The organism is Shewanella algidipiscicola, assembly GCF_900380485.1.
GTDB lineage: Bacteria > Pseudomonadota > Gammaproteobacteria > Enterobacterales > Shewanellaceae > Shewanella > Shewanella algidipiscicola.
This window is the reverse complement of sequence record NZ_OXJV01000018.1, coordinates 142,214-158,455: the sequence shown is the minus strand read 5'-3', so window position 1 is coordinate 158,455 and position 16,242 is coordinate 142,214. Positions and strand designations below refer to the sequence as shown.

Sequence of the window (16,242 nt, the reverse complement as noted above, 5' to 3'; positions counted from 1 at the left end):
AAGCACCGCCATTTATCGTCATAACAAGGGAATGAAAATGGCTCCATTAGGAGCCATTTTAGAATTAGTATAATGATTTAGGCTTTAGGGCCAGCTTGTTTTATAGCATCCGATACATCGTATTTAACGAAATTGGCGGCAAACTCTTCGGCTAACTGCTGAGCATAACGGTTATATTCCACCGGATCTGACCAGGTATTAACTGGGTTGAGAAGTTGGCTGTCGACCCCTGACACTGCGACGGGGACATCGAGGTTGAGTTTATCGATATGCTGAGTGTCGACCTCTTTTAGCTCACCGCTGACAATAGCGTCAATAATGGCGCGCGTGGTGGGGATGTCGAAACGTTTACCCACGCCGTGTGGGCCGCCAGTCCAACCTGTATTGACCAGATAAACTTGGCTGCCAAAAGATTCGATACGCTGCATCAGCAGTTCGGCATACACGCCCGCAGGACGAGGAAAGAACGGCGCGCCAAAACAGGTTGAGAAGGTTGACTGAATCGCCGACGTTGAACCCATTTCGGTAGAACCGACTTTCGCGGTGTAGCCCGACAAAAAGTGATAAGCGGCCTGCTCTTTACTTAGCTTAGACACTGGCGGTAATACCCCAGAGACGTCACAGGTAAGAAACACCACTGCATCTGGCTCGGCACCACAGTTGTCTACTTTGCGCTGGGCGATATGCTCCAATGGATAGGCGGCGCGGCTGTTTTCGGTTAGCTCGGTATTGCTGTAATCGGCAACGCGTTGCTCGTCTAACATGACGTTTTCAAGCACGGTGCCAAAACGGATAGCATCCCAAATGACAGGCTCATTTTTCTGACTAAGATCGATACATTTGGCGTAACAACCGCCTTCGATATTAAAGACGCCGCCAGGTGCCCAGCCGTGTTCATCATCGCCAATGAGAAAACGCTTGGGATCGGCCGATAAGGTGGTTTTACCCGTACCGGATAAACCAAAAAACAGCGTGGTGTCGCCATCGGCGCCAACATTGGCCGAACAGTGCATAGGTAGCACGCCTTTGGCGGGTAATAGGAAGTTTTGTACCGAGAACATGGATTTTTTCATTTCACCGGCATATTTCAGTCCGGCTAGTAGTACTTTGCGATCGGCAAAGTTGATGATGACAGTGGCATCAGAATGGATGCCATCACGTTCGGGGTCGCATTCAAATCCTGGCGCATTCATGAGCTGCCATACAGGTTTGTTCGCGGCATTGAACTGCTCTGGGACGATAAATAGGTTACGGGCAAATAGTTGATGCCATGCGGTTTCGGTGGTGACATTGATAGGTTGGTAATGCTCAGGGTCGGCACCCACTTCTAGCTCAGATACAAAGGTCTCTTTATCTGACAAATAGTGGCTTACACGTTCCCAAAGAGCGTTAAACGCATCCATCGGGAATGGTTTGTTCACTGCTCCCCAATCGATCTCATGTTCACTGCTGGCTTCTTTAACAATAAAACGGTCGTTAGGTGAGCGTCCTGTACGTTCGCCCGTTTTTGCCACCAAGGCACCGTTGGCTGTGAGTACGCCTTCGCCACGCGCCAGTGCAAACTCAATAAGTTGCGCCGTTGAAGGGTTTTTATGAGTTTGCTTAAATCCATCCGCCATCTGTAAGGTCTCCATCTTTCTTAAGTAGGTTGAGTGTGCCGATCTGTGCCAGCTTGTTATTAGTCTGTTGCTGCTTACGGTTGCAGGCGGTCGATTGTAGCTTATGTGTAAATAAATGTGTGAGTAACATCGCTAAATAGACAAAAAAAAGGGTGCCTTGCGGCACCCTGTTAAAAATCGTGTTAGGTAAGGTTGATTTACTGCTGAACGTCAGAATGCAGAGCATTGCTAAACAAAGCTTCAATATCAATGGAGTCGAAGCTGTAGTTGTTGTTGCAGAACTCGCAGCCCATCTCAATTTTACCTTGCTCAGCTAAGATGGTTTCTAACTCTTCACGAGGAATCGTGCGTAATGCTTGGCCGCTGCGCTCGCGTGAGCAGGTACAGCGGAAAGTCACATCGATAGGATCGAACAGGCGCACCTCTTCTTGATGATACAAGCGATGTAATACCTCGGTGGCTTCGAGTTCAAACAACTCTTCAGCTTTAACTGTGTTAGTGAGTTGCTCAAGATGTTCAAAATCTTGATTGTTTTCACTATCACCCGGCAGTACTTGCAGTAAAATGCCCGCCGCTTGTTTACCGTTGGCAAATAAGCGGATAGCGGTTGGTAGCTGTTCTGATTGGTCAAAATAAAGCTCTAAGCATTCGGCAAGCGTCGGACGTTCTAAGGCTACAACGCCTTGGTAGCGTTCGCCATTAGCAGGGGTGAGCGTGATAACCATATGGCCAGTGCCCATCAAGGTGGTGAGATTGGCATCAGCGGCTAATTCACCGTTCCAGCGTGCGACGCCGCGTAGCTGCTGAAGGTTGTTGCCGTTAACAACGGCCAGTGATACAGGGCCATCACCTTGTACTTGCACGCTAATATCACCATCGAGTTTGAGTGTGGCAGTGAGCAGTGATGTGGCCGCCATCAACTCGCCCAGCAGCGTCTGAATCGCCATTGGGTAGTCGTGAGCAGATAATACCTCTTGGTAACTCTTCTCTAATTGAACGACTTGACCACGCACATCGGCGTTGTCAAATAGGTAGCGGTTTAATATATCTTTACTCATTTCAATCTCACAGTTAGCTTGCTTTAAAGCGTATTAATTGACGACGTTGCTTTTTATCTGGCTTAGTATCCGGAGCCGGATTATTAAGCACATTTAAGCGCCTCGCTTCGGCGTAGGTCTGGCGCTTGGCAATGCTTGCAGGCGTCTCTTCATATAAGGTTTGGGCGATCACCGCCTGTTGGCGTTGTTCAGATAACTTTTTTATCACGACCTCTTTTTCGTCATATCCCTGTCGTATTCTGACGACAGCATCGACATCGGCCATTTTACTCGATTTGGTGCGCTGCCCATTGTAGTGTACCTTGCCGCCATTGATCATCTCTTTGGCGATGGCTCGAGTCTTATAAAATCGCGCCGCCCATAACCATTTATCGAGTCGGACTGAAATCTGCGGTTCAGATGCCATGGTTATAGTGTCTCCATCTGGGTATATCAATAGATTGTGGCTTATTATAAAAGATGGGCGAGTTCACATGCTGGATAATAACTCTCATCCTAAGCAGGATGATAAGCTAATATAGCGACTCACTTCACACCCTTTATCGGTGCGTAAAGTTAGCATAATTAGCCTTTATAGGCTAATTTAGCGACTGTTATGGGCTTGTTGCCAATTGCAGTGTAGGTTAGCATGAGTCACGAGCATAAAATTATCATAATCAGAACAGAGGCCTGTGCTGAGGGTCCGCATAATATGGATTTATTAGACAAAGTTATTGCTAGGGTGAATGGTATACCACATAGGCCGCTGAGCACTGCCATATTTTGGCTTGGTTTGGTCATCGCTATCTATTTATTGGCGCAGATCACCTGGAAATTAGTGCCTGTTTCACAGCCGCCATTAGCATGGCAACCCACACCGACCAATATCGCCCAATCATCTGGTCTGATTAATATATCAAACTTAGAAAATTTATCTCTTTTTGGCCAGTTTGATGCCAAGGGGAATCCGCTTAAGGTGGCTCCTGTCGAAGAAAAAATCACCGATGCGCCGAAAACCTCGTTATCTATCCAGTTAACGGGCGTCGTGGCATCAACATCTGAGCAAAAAGGCTTGGCAGTGATCGAGTCGGTGGGTAGCCAGAACACTTACAGTTTAGGTGACAAAATTAAAGGCACTTCGGCCTCGCTCAAAGAGGTATATGCCGACCGTATTATTATTTCAAACAGTGGTCGTTACGAGACTTTGATGCTTGATGGGCTCAAATACGATACCCAAAGTGAAGCCAATCAACAGCTACAACAAGCCAAGCGTGAGCGCGGTGTACGTCAGGTAGATCAACGCGACAACCAAGCGGTAGCACAAGAACTGCAAGAATCACGTGATGAGCTGTTAGCCGATCCGAGTAAACTGACCGATTACTTAGCTATTTCGCCTGTCAATCGCGATGGTGAGCTGCAAGGCTATCGTCTCAATCCGGGTAAGGATAGGGCGCTATTTGAGCAAGCTGGTTTGAAGGCTAACGATTTAGTTAAATCAATGAACGGTTACGATCTGACGGACATGAGCCAAGCATTGGAAGTGATGGCGCAGTTGCCCGAACTGACCGAGATCTCTTTGATGATAGAAAGAGAAGGTCAGCTGGTTGAGATCATGTTTAGTTTGCCGCAATAAAAAGAGTTTAGGGGAAGTCATTAAATGAATAATAAGAATATTCGGCGCAATCTCATCGCGGGTGTTGTCATGGGGGCGTCATTATTGGCGCCTTCGCTCGCATGGTCTGAGCAATATGCGGCTAATTTCAAAGGCACAGATATTCAAGAGTTTATCAATATTGTTGGTAAAAATTTGAATCGTACCATCATAGTTGACCCAACGGTGCGCGGTAAAATAAACGTTCGCAGTTACGATTTACTCGATGATGAGCAATATTATCAATTCTTCCTTAATGTGTTGCAGGTCTATGGTTATGCCGTCGTTGAGATGGACAATAACATCATCAAAGTCATTAAAGATAAAGATGCTAAAACCTCGGCCATTCGCGTTGCCGATGATGATAGACCCGGACTAGGTGATGAGATGGTCACTCGCATTGTGGCCCTGTATAACACCGAAGCGAAGCAACTAGCGCCCCTGCTGCGCCAGCTCAACGACAATGCCGGCGGCGGTAACGTGGTAAATTATGACCCTTCTAACGTATTGATGATCTCGGGCCGCGCAGCAGTGGTCAATAAACTGGTTGAGATTGTGCGACGCGTCGATAAGCAAGGCGACACCGAAGTGCAAGTGGTGGCGCTCGAATATGCCTCGGCGGGCGAGATGGTACGGATTATCGACACTCTTTACCGCTCGACCGCCAACCAGTCACAACTGCCGGGACAAGCCCCAAAAGTGGTTGCCGATGAGCGTACCAACGCCGTGCTGGTCAGTGGTGATGAAAAGAGTCGTCAACGAGTCGTCAGTCTCATCAAGAAGCTCGATGCCGAGCAAGCCACCACAGGTAATACCAAGGTACGTTATCTGCGTTATGCCAAGGCGGAAGACTTAGTCGAAGTGCTCACCGGTTTTGCCGAAAAGCTGGCCAGCGCACAAGATGGTGGAGCGCAGCCACAAGGTGGGCGGAGCAAGCGTCGCAATGAAATCAATATCATGGCTCATACCGACACTAACGCTTTGGTACTCAGCGCCGAGCCCGACCAGATGCGCACCATTGAGAGCGTGATAAATCAGCTGGATATTCGCCGTGCTCAAGTATTGGTGGAAGCCATTATTGTTGAAGTGGCCGAAGGTGATGATGTTGGTTTTGGTATTCAGTGGGCAACCGAAGCCGGTGGTGGTACCCAGTTTAATAACTTGGGTCCTACCATAGGTGAAATTGGCGCCGGGATCTGGCAGGCGCAAGAACAAGAGGGCACCTTTATCACCAACCCTAATACGGGTGATGTTATCGGGCAAAACCCTAGCTCAAAAGGAGATATCACCTTGTTAGCGCAGGCGCTAGGTAAGGTTAACGGTATGGCGTGGGGTGTCGCCATGGGTGACTTTGGCGCGCTTATCCAAGCGGTATCGAGCGACACCAAGTCTAATGTACTGGCGACGCCCTCTATTACCACCTTAGATAACCAAGAAGCGTCGTTTATTGTCGGTGATGAAGTGCCGATTTTAACGGGCAGCCAGAACTCTACTAACGGTAACAGTAATCCCTTCCAAACGGTTGAACGTAAAGAGGTGGGGGTCAAGCTTAAAGTAGTGCCACAAATTAACGAAGGTAGCACGGTCAAGTTGACCATTGAGCAGGAAGTCTCTGGTATCAATGGTAAAACTGGTGTCGATGTCACCTTTGCCACGCGTCGTTTAACCACCACTGTGATGGCCGATTCGGGTCAAATAGTGGTGTTAGGGGGCTTAATTAACGAAGAAGTACAAGAGAGTGTACAGAAGGTGCCTTTCCTAGGGGATATCCCCATCATAGGTCATCTGTTTAAGTCATCATCGAGCGGCAAGAAAAAGAAAAACCTGATGGTATTTATTAAGCCGACCATTATCCGTGACGGCATCACCATGGAAGGCATTGCGGGACGTAAATATAACTACTTCCGCGCCTTGCAGCTTGAGCAGCAAGAGCGAGGTGTTAACTTAATGCCAAATACCGATGTGCCAGTGCTCGAAGAGTGGAATCAAGAAGATTATCTGCCACCAGAGGTGAATGACGTGCTGCAGCGTTATAAAGACCGTAAAGGGTTAGAAACGCAAATGCGTGAAACTGATCCTGCGCTTAAACAGATTTCTGATAACAAACAGCAAGACGCAGACGATGAGTGATCTGCAAGCCACTCAACATGATGAACTAGCCCAAGTATCGAGTGAGCTTGGGTTGGTCTCTGAGGCCGAATCCGATGAGGTGTTTCACTCAAACAGCCGCGAGCGTCTGCCATTTGCGTTTGCGCATCGTTTTCAACTGCTATTAGCCAAAGACGATGATCAACGTTTAACCCTGTACCATACCGAGAGCACGCCGCTTGAGGCGATGTTAGAGGTGCGACGTTATGCGGGCCAAGAGTTAGGGCTGGCGACGTTAGCGGCTAATGTTTTTGAGGCTAAGTTAACTCAGGTCTATCAAGCCAACTCATCAGAAGCGCAGCAGTTGATGGAAGATATTGGCAACGAGATGGATCTGTTTACCCTTGCCGAAGAGTTACCGCAAACCGAAGATCTACTCGAAGGGGACGATGATGCGCCGATCATTAAACTGATCAACGCTCTGTTATCGGAAGCGATTAAAGAGGAAGCGTCCGATATCCATATCGAAACCTACGAGAAGCAACTGGTGGTGCGTTTTCGCGTCGATGGTGTACTCAAAGAGGTGCTTAAGCCCAATCGCAAGCTGTCGTCACTGCTGGTATCACGTATCAAGGTGATGGCGCGTTTAGACATTGCCGAGAAGCGGGTGCCGCAAGATGGCCGTATCTCGCTGCGTATTGCTGGTCGTGCGGTGGATGTGCGGGTGTCGACCATGCCATCGAGCCATGGTGAGCGTGTGGTGATGCGTTTGCTGGATAAAAACGCCGGCAACCTCGACCTTAAACAACTCGGCATGACAGATGCTATCCGGCATCAATTCGATGAGCTTATCCGTAAGCCTCATGGCATTATCTTGGTCACGGGCCCGACAGGTTCGGGTAAGAGTACCACCCTGTATGCCGGCTTGACCGAAATTAACTCCATCGATACCAATATCTTAACGGTCGAAGACCCCATCGAATATGAACTCGCTGGCATAGGCCAAACGCAGGTGAATACTAAGGTGGATATGACCTTCGCCCGCGGTCTGCGCGCCATTTTGCGTCAAGATCCTGATGTGGTGATGATAGGTGAGATCCGTGACCTTGAAACCGCTCAAATTGCCGTGCAAGCCTCGTTGACCGGTCACATGGTGATCTCCACTTTGCATACCAATACCGCATCGGGCGCCATTACGCGTTTGCAAGATATGGGCGTCGAGCCTTTCTTAGTCTCTTCGAGTCTGCTTGGGGTGTTAGCGCAGCGATTGATCCGCACCTTGTGTCCTAAGTGCAAGGTTGAGCATGTGCCCGATCAGCGTGAGCGCGAACTGCTGGGTATTAGCGTCGACGACCCACGCACCATCTATCGTGCCAATGGTTGCGCCGCTTGTGGCCATAATGGTTATCGAGGCCGTACGGGGATCCATGAACTCCTGTTGGTGGATGATAAAATTCGTGAACTTATCCATAGTGGCCGTGGCGAGCTAGCGATTGAAAAATATATTCGCCAATCGATACCCAGTATCCGTCACGATGGCATGAGTAAAGTGCTTAGCGGCATCACGACCTTAGAAGAAGTGCTGCGCGTCACTCGCGAGGAGTAAGCCATGCCAGCATACGAGTACAAGGCGTTAAATGCCCAAGGCAAACAGCAAAAAGGGGTGGTCGAAGCCGATACCGCCCGTCACGCCCGAGGTCAGCTACGCGAGCTGCGCTTAATGCCGCTGGAGATCACCCCTGTGGTCGACAAGGAAGCCAAGGCCAAGGGCCAAGGTTTTAGCTTTAAGCGTGGTATTTCGGTCGCTGAGTTAGCCCTGATCACTCGCCAAATTGCGACCTTAGTTGCCGCCGGCTTACCTGTGGAAGAGGCGTTAAAGGCCGTTGGTCAGCAGTGTGAAAAAGATCGCCTCGCCAGCATGGTGATGGCGGTGCGCTCACGGGTTGTCGAAGGCTATAGTCTGGCCGACTCCATGGCCGAATTTCCGCATATTTTTGATGATCTTTATCGCGCCATGGTGGCATCGGGTGAAAAGTCAGGTCACCTCGAAGTGGTGCTTAACCGCTTGGCCGATTACACCGAGCGCCGTCAGCAGCTAAAAAGTAAAATGACTCAAGCGATGATCTATCCCCTTGTGCTGACAGTGGTGGCCATTAGTGTCATTGCTATCTTGCTTGCGGCCGTAGTGCCTCAAGTGGTGGGACAATTTGAGCACATGGGGCAAGAGTTGCCATGGACCACGCAATTATTGATCGCCTCATCTGACTTTATCCGTGATTACGGCTTGTTAGTGGTCGGGGTCGTTGTGGTGTTAACCTTTGGTGCCAAACAACTGTTAAAAAGCGCGGCCAATCGCATGGCCTTCGATAGTGTCCTGCTGAAAATGCCGGTGATCGGCCGTGTCAGCAAGGGGCTCAATACGGCGCGATTTGCACGTACTTTAAGCATTTTAACGGCCAGCTCCGTACCTCTGCTTGATGCGATGCGCATCGCCAGTGAAGTGTTGATGAACGTTAGGGTTAGAGCCGAAGTAGAAGAGGCCACCGCTCGGGTGCGCGAAGGCACTAGTTTAGGCACGGCGCTGACTAACACTAAACTTTTTCCGCCTATGATGCTCTATATGATCACCTCTGGCGAAAAAAGTGGCCAGCTCGAACAGATGCTCGAACGCGCTGCCGATAACCAAGACCGTGAATTCGAGTCGAACGTGAATATTGCCTTGGGGGTATTTGAACCCTTATTGGTGGTCAGCATGGCAGCCGTTGTGCTGTTTATCGTGCTGGCGATTTTGCAACCGATATTAGAACTTAACAACATGATTAGTGGTTGATGCCCCAAGCATCTCCCTAGCGCGACAGCCTAACCTTTTACTGTTAGGCATTTTTTATAGAGGATCTATTAATGCAAGTAAGAAACAAGCACAAAGGCTTTACCCTACTCGAAGTGATGGTGGTTATCGTAATTTTGGGGATCCTTGCCTCTATGGTGGTACCTAACTTAATGGGTAACAAAGATAAGGCCGATCTGCAAAAAGCGGTTTCGGATATTGTGGCGCTGGAAAATGCACTGGATATGTACCGTTTGGACAACAGCATCTACCCCACAACAGAGCAGGGATTAGAAGCCTTAATCCAAAAGCCAACCATTTCGCCAGAGCCACGCAATTACCGTGAAGGGGGTTATGTTAAGCGTTTGCCACAAGATCCATGGCGCAATGAATACCTGTTATTGAGCCCGGGTGAACAAGGCAAAATCGATATCTTCAGTGCCGGCCCAGATGGACAACCAGGGACCGAAGATGATGTCGGTAGCTGGAATCTACAAGATTTCCAATAAGCCGAGCGAAGAGTGATGAGCCTCTTGCGCCAACGCGGGTTCACCCTGATGGAAGTGTTGCTGGTGGTGTTACTGATGGGGCTCGCGGCCTCCGCAGTGACCTTAACCATGGGCGGCACCGACCAGCAGCAGGCGCTCGATCGAGTGGCGCGGCAATTTATGGCGTCAACCGAGTTAGTGCTCGATGAAACGGTGCTTAGTGGTCATTTTATCGGTATCGTTATCGAAAAAGACCGTTATGAGTTTGTGGTTTATGACGAGGGTAAGTGGCATCCGCTACAGCAAGACCGCTTGCTGGCGGCGCGCGAGATGCAACAGGGGATACAGCTTGACCTGATACTCGATGGTTTACCCCTGTCTCAAGAAGATGAAGAGCAGGACTCATGGTTCGATGAGCCGCTTATTGAGCCTTCCGCCGAGGATAAAAAAAAGCATCCAGAGCCGCAGGTGATGCTGTTCCCCAGTGGTGAAATGAGCGCCTTCGAGTTGGCGTTTATCAGTAAAGATGCCTTGGGAAATGAGTTAGAAACTGTGGTTGTGGGCGATGCATTAGGGCGATTAAGCTTGGGAAGAGACAATGAACTCGATAATTGATTGCCCCACTTTGCGCTCAATATTGCTATCTTGTCATTTAACGCGCACTGCTGGGTACAAGCATGAGAATTAATCAGCAAGGGATGACATTGCTAGAGGTGATTGTGGCCTTGGCGGTGTTTGCCGTCGCTGCGGTGTCGATCACCAAGAGCCTAGGCGAGCAGATCGCTAACATGCCCATTTTAGAAGAACGTACTCTGGCGCAGTGGGTCGCGAGCAACCAGATGGTCGACGCCAGACTAGTGGCCGGCGCCACCGATTTAGGCAAAAAAGAGGGCCAAGTCGAACTGGCCGACAAGACCTGGTATTGGCGCAAAGAGGTGGTTAAAACCACCGATGATAACTTTCGACTGATCCGCATCAGTGTCAGTGACGATGAGCGCTACACTCGCACCATCGCCCAAGTGAGCAGTTATGTCCTTAAAGCATCATAAATTCACTCAGGGTTTTACCCTGTTAGAGATGCTGGTAGCCATAGGCATTTTTGCCATGTTGGGCTTGGCGGCTAACTCTGTGCTTAATACCGTGATGAAAAATGATATTGCCACCGAGGAGTTTGCCACTAAGTTGAAATCCTTACAGCAAGGATTTGGCGCTCTCGAGCGTGATTTTGGCCAGATAGTGGCACGCACCCCAAGGTTGCTCGAAGGCGGACGGGGTAGCACTGTGATACAAACTGGCAGCGACTTATTTGACTCAGAGTCAGAAGCGATAGTGTTTTATCGCATCGGTTGGCTCAACCCAGATGGCCTGTTACCCAGAGGTAGCCTACAGTCGGTGGCTTATGTGGTACAAGACAATAAACTAGAGCGCTGGTATTTCCCCTATCCAGAGCCTGAATTTGGCGCAGAGCCCATTAAAACTTTAGTGATGGACAAGGTGTTATCGGTGGAATACTCCTTCTTTGTCGGAGACAGTTGGCAGCGAAAAATTGATGCCACGTCTCTGCCCAAGGCCATCGCCATGGAAGTTGAAGTGGAGGGGCTGGGTAAAATACAGCGTAAGTTTTTACTGCCGCTAGGCGCGCAGCTCAGCAATAGTAATGATGCTGACGATAACGACAGTAATAAGGGTAACGATAACGGCGCCAACGATAACGACAATAATGCCGATGAAAATGATAATAATAACGATCCGAATCGAGGGCTGTAAGGGTGAATAGACTGGCGCAAAAACAGCGCGGAGTTGCCCTGATCGTGGTGTTGTTGATTGTGGCGATGATCGCCATTATCGCCACCAATATTAATGGCCGTAGCCAGATAATGGTGCGGCGTACCATAAATTTAGCCCAATATGATCAGGCTTATTGGTACGCACTTTCGGCTGAAGAGTTAGCCAAAAAGGTGCTAAAACAAGATTTAGACGATGCCGATGAAGGCAAGATCCACAGGCAGCAGTATTGGGCGCAAGCAGATGTGGTATTGCCAGTGGAGCAAGGAGAGATCGCCGGGCGTATTAGCGATATGCAGGCCTGTTTTAACGTCAATGCGTTATCGATGCAGACTAAAGAAGTTGAGAATGGTCAGCCCAAATTGCCATTGCCCGCCCAGCAGTTTAAAGGGTTATTAGTAGCCTTAGGCATGGATGATTTTGCCGCCGAGCGCTTGGCGCATACGGTGAAAGATTATATTGACGAGGATAGCGTCGCCAGCCCATTTGGCGCCGAAGATGCCGATTATGAAGCGCGCACCGTGCCTTACCGCGCTGCGAATACCTTGATGAGTCATCGCAGCGAACTACGCGCGGTCATAGGGGTGAGTCAAGAGGTGTACCTTAAGCTGGCACCCTATGTGTGTGCTATCCCGGGTTACGATAGACAGGTATTGAATGTTAATACCATTGAGCTGGAGCATGCGGCGTTATTAGCGGGCATGTTCGACAATAAAATTAGCGTTGGCGAGGCCGAAAGTATTATTAATCAGCGCCCAAGTGATGGCTATGACAGTATCGAAGACTTTTGGGCGAACAGCTCAATTACTAGCTTGCGCGGTGAAGAGAACTTAGCGTCCAGTTTTAGCCTAAAGAGTCAGTATTTTTTACTGCAAGCTGGCGCCAAAGTCGACAGTGCGACTTTTCGTATGGAAAGCGTGTTGCAAGTGGCCGGAAATAATCAGTTAGCTGTGTTGACGCGCCAATATGGTGGTCAACAATAATAGCCTTGCAGGGGCGTAAGCCCTCGGCGGTCAACTAACCTAATACCCATAATGAATGCGATTGAGATAATACAAGTTTATTTTTTGCGCAACTTAATGAAACTTGTGGAGAAAGACATTGAGTGAACGATTATTTATCCGCTTAGGAAGAAGCCAAGAGCAGCGCTGTAATTGGCTGGTATGGTCCGAGCAAGAGCAAGAGATCATCGCCTCGGGTGACCTGCCCGACGCCCATGCCTTGTCGACCCTAACTGAACGAGCGGGTAACCGTCCGGTCGATATCTTAGTGCCCGCTTCGGCGATCACGCTCACCTCGGTGCGCTTACCAGAGAAAGGCCAGCGTCAGGCGATTAAAGCCTTGCCCTTTATGCTAGAAGAAAACTTGGCCGAAAATGTCGATAAACTGCATTTTGTCACCGGCCCGCGTGATGGCGAGTCCCTCAGTGTTGCGGTTGTTGCCCATGAGCAGATGCAAAATTGGTTATCTTGGTTAAGCGAGGCGGGTATTAAAGCGCGCCAAATTGTACCCGATTGTTTAGCCTTGCCGCTGCAAGAGTGTCAGTGGGCGGCCATGCAATTTGGTTCCGATTATCTGCTGCGTACCGGCGCTGGCCATGGTGCCTGTCTGGATGCCACTTGGTTTAATGCCACGCTGCCTCAATTTGTTGCCAAAGCTGCTGGCGAAACCACGGCGAGCAGCCCGCTCACTGTGGCTGGCTATAGTGAGCTGAGTATCGATGGCGCCCAGATACAGCCTCAACCGCTGGATCTGCCGATGCTAGTGCTTGCTAAAGGTATTTTACATGCGCCGCTCAATTTACTGTCAGGCAGTTACACCCCTAAACGCGAGTACGGTAAACACCTGTTGCTGTGGCGTAATAGTGCCATAGTGATCGTCATCGCCTTAGTGTTGGCCTTAGTGAATAAAGGGCTCTCCATTCATCAGATGAACGTCGAGCGTGAGCAGTTACAGGCGCAAAGTAGCGCGATATTCAACCAAGTGGTCGGCAGCTCGCGGGTGGTTAATATTCGCTCGCAGATGGACAGTAAATTACGTAGCCTACAAGGTTCGGGAGATGGCACCGCCTTCTTTACTATGCTCGATGGTCTATCGGCGGCATTTGCAAAAGTGCCGCAATTAAAGCCGACTAGCTTGCGTTTCGACAGTGGTCGCAATGAGTTACGCATGCAAATATCCGCCAAGAGTTATGCGCAAATTGAAGAGTTTAAAACCCTAGTAGCCAAGCAATTTAAGGTCGACTCTGGTGCGATGAACAGCGGTGAAGATGAAGTCACCAGCACGTTAACCCTAAGGAGTAAGTAAGATGGAGAACCTTAAAACGTGGTGGAACGGGTTAATTTTACGTGAGCAGCAGTTGGTTGCCACCTGTGGTGTGGTCTTGATGCTAGGCGTGCTTTATTGGGGAGTTTGGACGCCAATAAGTGAGGCTGAGCAGGATGCCGAGCGGGCATTACAAGCTCAGCAAGCCACGTTAACTTATGTAAAACAGACTGCCAATAAGATAGTGGCACTACAGAATGCTGGCGGTAAGAAAGCTTATTCGAGTAGTTTAAGTGCCACAGTGACTCAGACCGCCAAACGTTACGGCTTAGCAATCACGCGGATGCAACCACAAGGGCAAAAAATCCAGGTGTGGATGGACGAAGTGCCATTTAACAGCTTGCTAAGCTATTTGAGCGATCTGGTACAACAGCAAGGGTTATCACTGGACAGCATCGATTTGGCCCAAGCGGATGCGCCAGGTCTGGTTAAAGTGCGCCGCATCCAATTATCCCAGTAAACAAGGTTTTAAGGTGTTGTAGTGAGTGTAGTGAAAAAGGTAATCATAGGTGTGGTCTTATATTGTGGCTTTATGCTGGCGCTGTTTCCGGCCAGTGTGGCCTTGCAGCTGGCGCCGTTGCCCCAAGGGATCAGTGTCAGCGGGGTGTCGGGCACCATTTGGTCGGGCAAGGCCAGTTTAGTGGCGTTGCAACAGCGCCAACTCGAGTCGGTGCAATGGCAATTGAGCCCGTGGGGGCTGTTGTCGGGCAGGGCCAATATCGATTTTGCCATTGGCAGCCGGGCGACGGCGGTTAACGGTAAAGGCCAAGTGTCTCTGTCTATGTCTGGGATCAATGCCCAAGGGCTGCGTTTTGAAGCGCCAAGCGCTTTTCTTATTGGCAAGACGCGTCTACCGTTTCGAGCCGAAGTGGATGGTCACTTTAGTGTAATCGTGCAGCAGCTGGAGCAAGGCTTACCTTGGTGTGAGCAGCTTAACGGCAAGTTGTTTGTGCAGCAGTTGCAGGTGAATAACCAGTTTGGCAAATATCCGCTAGGCAATATTGAGCTGGGCCTAAGCTGTGTCGATGGCAATATTCAATTAGCCACCGATGAGACCATGAATGCGCTTGGGCTTACAGGGAATGCGTTACTTAAAGACAATAAGTTGATTGCACTTAGCGCCAAGATAAAAGAGACGCCCGCACAACCTGAAGATCTCAAGCAGGCGCTAAGTTTCTTAGGTAAGCGTGACAGCCAAGGTTATTATCCGATTAGCTTCCAAGGGCGCATCCCAGGGATCTAGTGCTCATGGCTCAATAAAAAAGCACCTTTGGGTGCTTTTTTTGATCGTTAATGGGTCAGCCTTAAGGATTAACCATGTTGGCCAGCACGCGTTGACGATAGTCTAATAGGCTAAACACGCCAAACAGTAACACGGCGCCATAGTCGGCTTTGCCCAGCGACAGTAAGGGGTTAAACAGGCGATGAAAAATCAGTAACTGCACACAGTGCATCACCACAGTCAGCAGTAACAGCAGTGACAGTAGTTGACTTATGTCGTCACCGATGGGGATAAACAGGTTATACAGCATCAGTAACCAGGCGCATAAAGTGATGGCTTTACCCACTAAGATCAAGGTTTTCATTATGCGTCTTCCATCTCAGGCTGATACTGGTACAGACGGTAGATCACTTGTCCGGCTTTTTTTTCTTTCAGCTGCACCCAGTCGCTAGGCACAGTGAGTGAGCTTAACTCGCTTTCGGTTTCGACATAAATTTGCGCATTATTATTCAGCCATTGGTGCTCACTGAGCAGCGCAATCGTCTGCTGCGCTAACCCTTTGCGAAATGGCGGATCGATAAAAATAATATCAAACCCCTGGCTTGGCGTTTGCTGTAGTAGCGCCAGCGTATCGCCCTGCACGACTTCGGCGCAATCACATTTAAGGGTCAGCAAATTTTGCTGTAATTGTTTGGCGGCACTCGTTTGCAGTTCAAACACTTTAGCAAAGGCGGCGTAACGCGATAGCGACTCTAAGCACAGTGCGCCGCTACCACCAAAGCAGTCGAGTACCCGAGCGCCAGCAATATCGCCCGATAACCAGTTAAATAAGGTTTCTCGTACCCTGTCTGTCGTGGGGCGCAATCCCTCAAGATCATGAATGGGTAAACGTCGTGAGCGCCATTGGCCTGCAATAATGCGTACTTGCCCACTTAAGGGTTTATTTTTAGCCATCTTATACCTGTCAATTTACGGATACCTTTAGCGATGATTTGGCCTCACCGGAGAAAGTGATAGACTGTGACGCTAAATTGAAGTCGCCATTTTAACGCAAAGCAGTTAAAAATGGTGAAAAGCCGCCGACATTAGCTAAAAATGCCGCACTTTGCTGCGTATTTGGACTCGCTATCTGGTTATAATAACGAGCACAAAACGACTTCATACCGAATTTTAAAGCAGTTAGTTGAGTACTGGTATTAC

The 16,242-nt window shown here is 49.3% G+C and carries 17 protein-coding genes; 12 read left to right on the top strand and 5 right to left on the bottom strand.

Annotated features, from left to right (window positions below; translation table 11 throughout):
• Positions 1-77: 77 nt before the first annotated feature.
• From DN599_RS14590 to hslR, 3 genes are all read right to left on the bottom strand, one after another.
• The gene (locus tag DN599_RS14590) at positions 78-1,619 is read right to left on the bottom strand and encodes a phosphoenolpyruvate carboxykinase (RefSeq protein ID WP_110458319.1); all 1,542 of its coding nucleotides are present in this window, start codon (positions 1,617-1,619) and stop codon (positions 78-80) included.
• A gap of 197 nt (positions 1,620-1,816) precedes the next feature.
• On the bottom strand, positions 1,817-2,677 hold the full coding sequence (gene hslO, locus DN599_RS14580; RefSeq protein ID WP_110458317.1) for an Hsp33 family molecular chaperone HslO: 861 nt from the start codon (positions 2,675-2,677) through the stop codon (positions 1,817-1,819).
• Positions 2,678-2,690: 13 nt separating this feature from the next.
• Complete coding sequence (gene hslR, locus DN599_RS14575; RefSeq protein ID WP_420820876.1) at positions 2,691-3,083, bottom strand: ribosome-associated heat shock protein Hsp15; 393 nt, start codon at positions 3,081-3,083, stop codon at positions 2,691-2,693.
• A gap of 285 nt (positions 3,084-3,368) precedes the next feature.
• On the opposite strand from hslR, the gene gspC reads away from it, so the two are divergent.
• From gspC to DN599_RS14515, 12 genes are all read left to right on the top strand, one after another.
• On the top strand, positions 3,369-4,289 hold the full coding sequence (gene gspC, locus DN599_RS14570) for a type II secretion system protein GspC (RefSeq protein WP_110458464.1): 921 nt from the start codon (positions 3,369-3,371) through the stop codon (positions 4,287-4,289).
• Positions 4,290-4,313: 24 nt separating this feature from the next.
• Entirely contained in the window at positions 4,314-6,437 is a 2,124-nt protein-coding gene (gene gspD, locus DN599_RS14565) for a type II secretion system secretin GspD (protein ID WP_110458316.1), read from the top strand.
• The gene (gene gspE / locus DN599_RS14560; RefSeq protein WP_110458315.1) at positions 6,430-8,001 is read left to right on the top strand and encodes a type II secretion system ATPase GspE; all 1,572 of its coding nucleotides are present in this window, start codon (positions 6,430-6,432) and stop codon (positions 7,999-8,001) included. The genes gspD and gspE overlap by 8 nt, the downstream gene beginning before the upstream one ends.
• 3 nt (positions 8,002-8,004) lie before the next feature.
• Positions 8,005-9,225, top strand: a complete 1,221-nt coding sequence (gene gspF, locus DN599_RS14555; RefSeq protein WP_110458314.1) for a type II secretion system inner membrane protein GspF — start codon at positions 8,005-8,007, stop codon at positions 9,223-9,225.
• A gap of 71 nt (positions 9,226-9,296) precedes the next feature.
• Complete coding sequence (gene gspG / locus DN599_RS14550; RefSeq protein WP_110458313.1) at positions 9,297-9,731, top strand: type II secretion system major pseudopilin GspG; 435 nt, start codon at positions 9,297-9,299, stop codon at positions 9,729-9,731.
• Positions 9,732-9,746: 15 nt separating this feature from the next.
• A complete protein-coding gene (gspH, locus tag DN599_RS14545; protein WP_110458312.1) occupies positions 9,747-10,325 on the top strand; it encodes a type II secretion system minor pseudopilin GspH in 579 nt (192 codons plus the stop codon).
• A 62-nt stretch (positions 10,326-10,387) separates the two neighbouring features.
• On the top strand, positions 10,388-10,759 hold the full coding sequence (gene gspI, locus DN599_RS14540; protein WP_110458311.1) for a type II secretion system minor pseudopilin GspI: 372 nt from the start codon (positions 10,388-10,390) through the stop codon (positions 10,757-10,759).
• Positions 10,740-11,477, top strand: a complete 738-nt coding sequence (gene gspJ, locus DN599_RS14535) for a type II secretion system minor pseudopilin GspJ (RefSeq protein ID WP_110458310.1) — start codon at positions 10,740-10,742, stop codon at positions 11,475-11,477. Before gspI ends, gspJ begins: the two co-directional genes overlap by 20 nt.
• A gap of 2 nt (positions 11,478-11,479) precedes the next feature.
• Complete coding sequence (gspK, locus tag DN599_RS14530) at positions 11,480-12,478, top strand: type II secretion system minor pseudopilin GspK (RefSeq protein ID WP_259650875.1); 999 nt, start codon at positions 11,480-11,482, stop codon at positions 12,476-12,478.
• Positions 12,479-12,596: 118 nt separating this feature from the next.
• The gene (gspL, locus tag DN599_RS14525; protein ID WP_110458309.1) at positions 12,597-13,802 is read left to right on the top strand and encodes a type II secretion system protein GspL; all 1,206 of its coding nucleotides are present in this window, start codon (positions 12,597-12,599) and stop codon (positions 13,800-13,802) included.
• 1 nt (position 13,803) lies between these two features.
• The gene (locus DN599_RS14520) at positions 13,804-14,280 is read left to right on the top strand and encodes a type II secretion system protein M (protein ID WP_110458308.1); all 477 of its coding nucleotides are present in this window, start codon (positions 13,804-13,806) and stop codon (positions 14,278-14,280) included.
• A 21-nt stretch (positions 14,281-14,301) separates the two neighbouring features.
• Positions 14,302-15,063 carry a type II secretion system protein N gene (locus DN599_RS14515; RefSeq protein ID WP_110458307.1) on the top strand — a complete coding sequence of 254 codons (762 nt, stop codon included), beginning with the start codon at positions 14,302-14,304 and terminating at the stop codon, positions 15,061-15,063.
• 61 nt (positions 15,064-15,124) lie between these two features.
• Here the strand turns inward: DN599_RS14515 and DN599_RS14510 are convergent, their stop codons facing one another.
• Positions 15,125-15,406 carry a DUF1145 domain-containing protein gene (locus DN599_RS14510; RefSeq protein WP_110458306.1) on the bottom strand — a complete coding sequence of 94 codons (282 nt, stop codon included), beginning with the start codon at positions 15,404-15,406 and terminating at the stop codon, positions 15,125-15,127.
• Entirely contained in the window at positions 15,406-15,996 is a 591-nt protein-coding gene (gene rsmD, locus DN599_RS14505; RefSeq protein ID WP_110458305.1) for a 16S rRNA (guanine(966)-N(2))-methyltransferase RsmD, read from the bottom strand. The genes DN599_RS14510 and rsmD overlap by 1 nt, the downstream gene beginning before the upstream one ends.
• Between the last annotated feature and the right edge of the window lie 246 nt (positions 15,997-16,242).

Excerpts from the sequence above, each read along its gene's own strand:
- gspG (WP_110458313.1), top strand. The coding sequence starts at position 9,297 with ATGCAAGTAAGAAACAAGCACAAAGGCTTTACCCTACTCGAAGTGATG.
- gspC (WP_110458464.1), top strand. The coding sequence starts at position 3,369 with ATGGATTTATTAGACAAAGTTATTGCTAGGGTGAATGGTATACCACAT.
- hslR (WP_420820876.1), bottom strand. The coding sequence starts at position 3,083 with ATGGCATCTGAACCGCAGATTTCAGTCCGACTCGATAAATGGTTATGG.
- hslO (WP_110458317.1), bottom strand. The coding sequence starts at position 2,677 with ATGAGTAAAGATATATTAAACCGCTACCTATTTGACAACGCCGATGTG.
- gspJ (WP_110458310.1), top strand. The coding sequence starts at position 10,740 with ATGTCCTTAAAGCATCATAAATTCACTCAGGGTTTTACCCTGTTAGAG.
- gspE (WP_110458315.1), top strand. The coding sequence starts at position 6,430 with ATGAGTGATCTGCAAGCCACTCAACATGATGAACTAGCCCAAGTATCG.
- DN599_RS14520 (WP_110458308.1), top strand. The coding sequence starts at position 13,804 with ATGGAGAACCTTAAAACGTGGTGGAACGGGTTAATTTTACGTGAGCAG.
- rsmD (WP_110458305.1), bottom strand. The coding sequence starts at position 15,996 with ATGGCTAAAAATAAACCCTTAAGTGGGCAAGTACGCATTATTGCAGGC.
- gspH (WP_110458312.1), top strand. The coding sequence starts at position 9,747 with ATGAGCCTCTTGCGCCAACGCGGGTTCACCCTGATGGAAGTGTTGCTG.
- gspF (WP_110458314.1), top strand. The coding sequence starts at position 8,005 with ATGCCAGCATACGAGTACAAGGCGTTAAATGCCCAAGGCAAACAGCAA.
- gspI (WP_110458311.1), top strand. The coding sequence starts at position 10,388 with ATGAGAATTAATCAGCAAGGGATGACATTGCTAGAGGTGATTGTGGCC.
- DN599_RS14590 (WP_110458319.1), bottom strand. The coding sequence starts at position 1,619 with ATGGCGGATGGATTTAAGCAAACTCATAAAAACCCTTCAACGGCGCAA.
- gspD (WP_110458316.1), top strand. The coding sequence starts at position 4,314 with ATGAATAATAAGAATATTCGGCGCAATCTCATCGCGGGTGTTGTCATG.
- DN599_RS14510 (WP_110458306.1), bottom strand. The coding sequence starts at position 15,406 with ATGAAAACCTTGATCTTAGTGGGTAAAGCCATCACTTTATGCGCCTGG.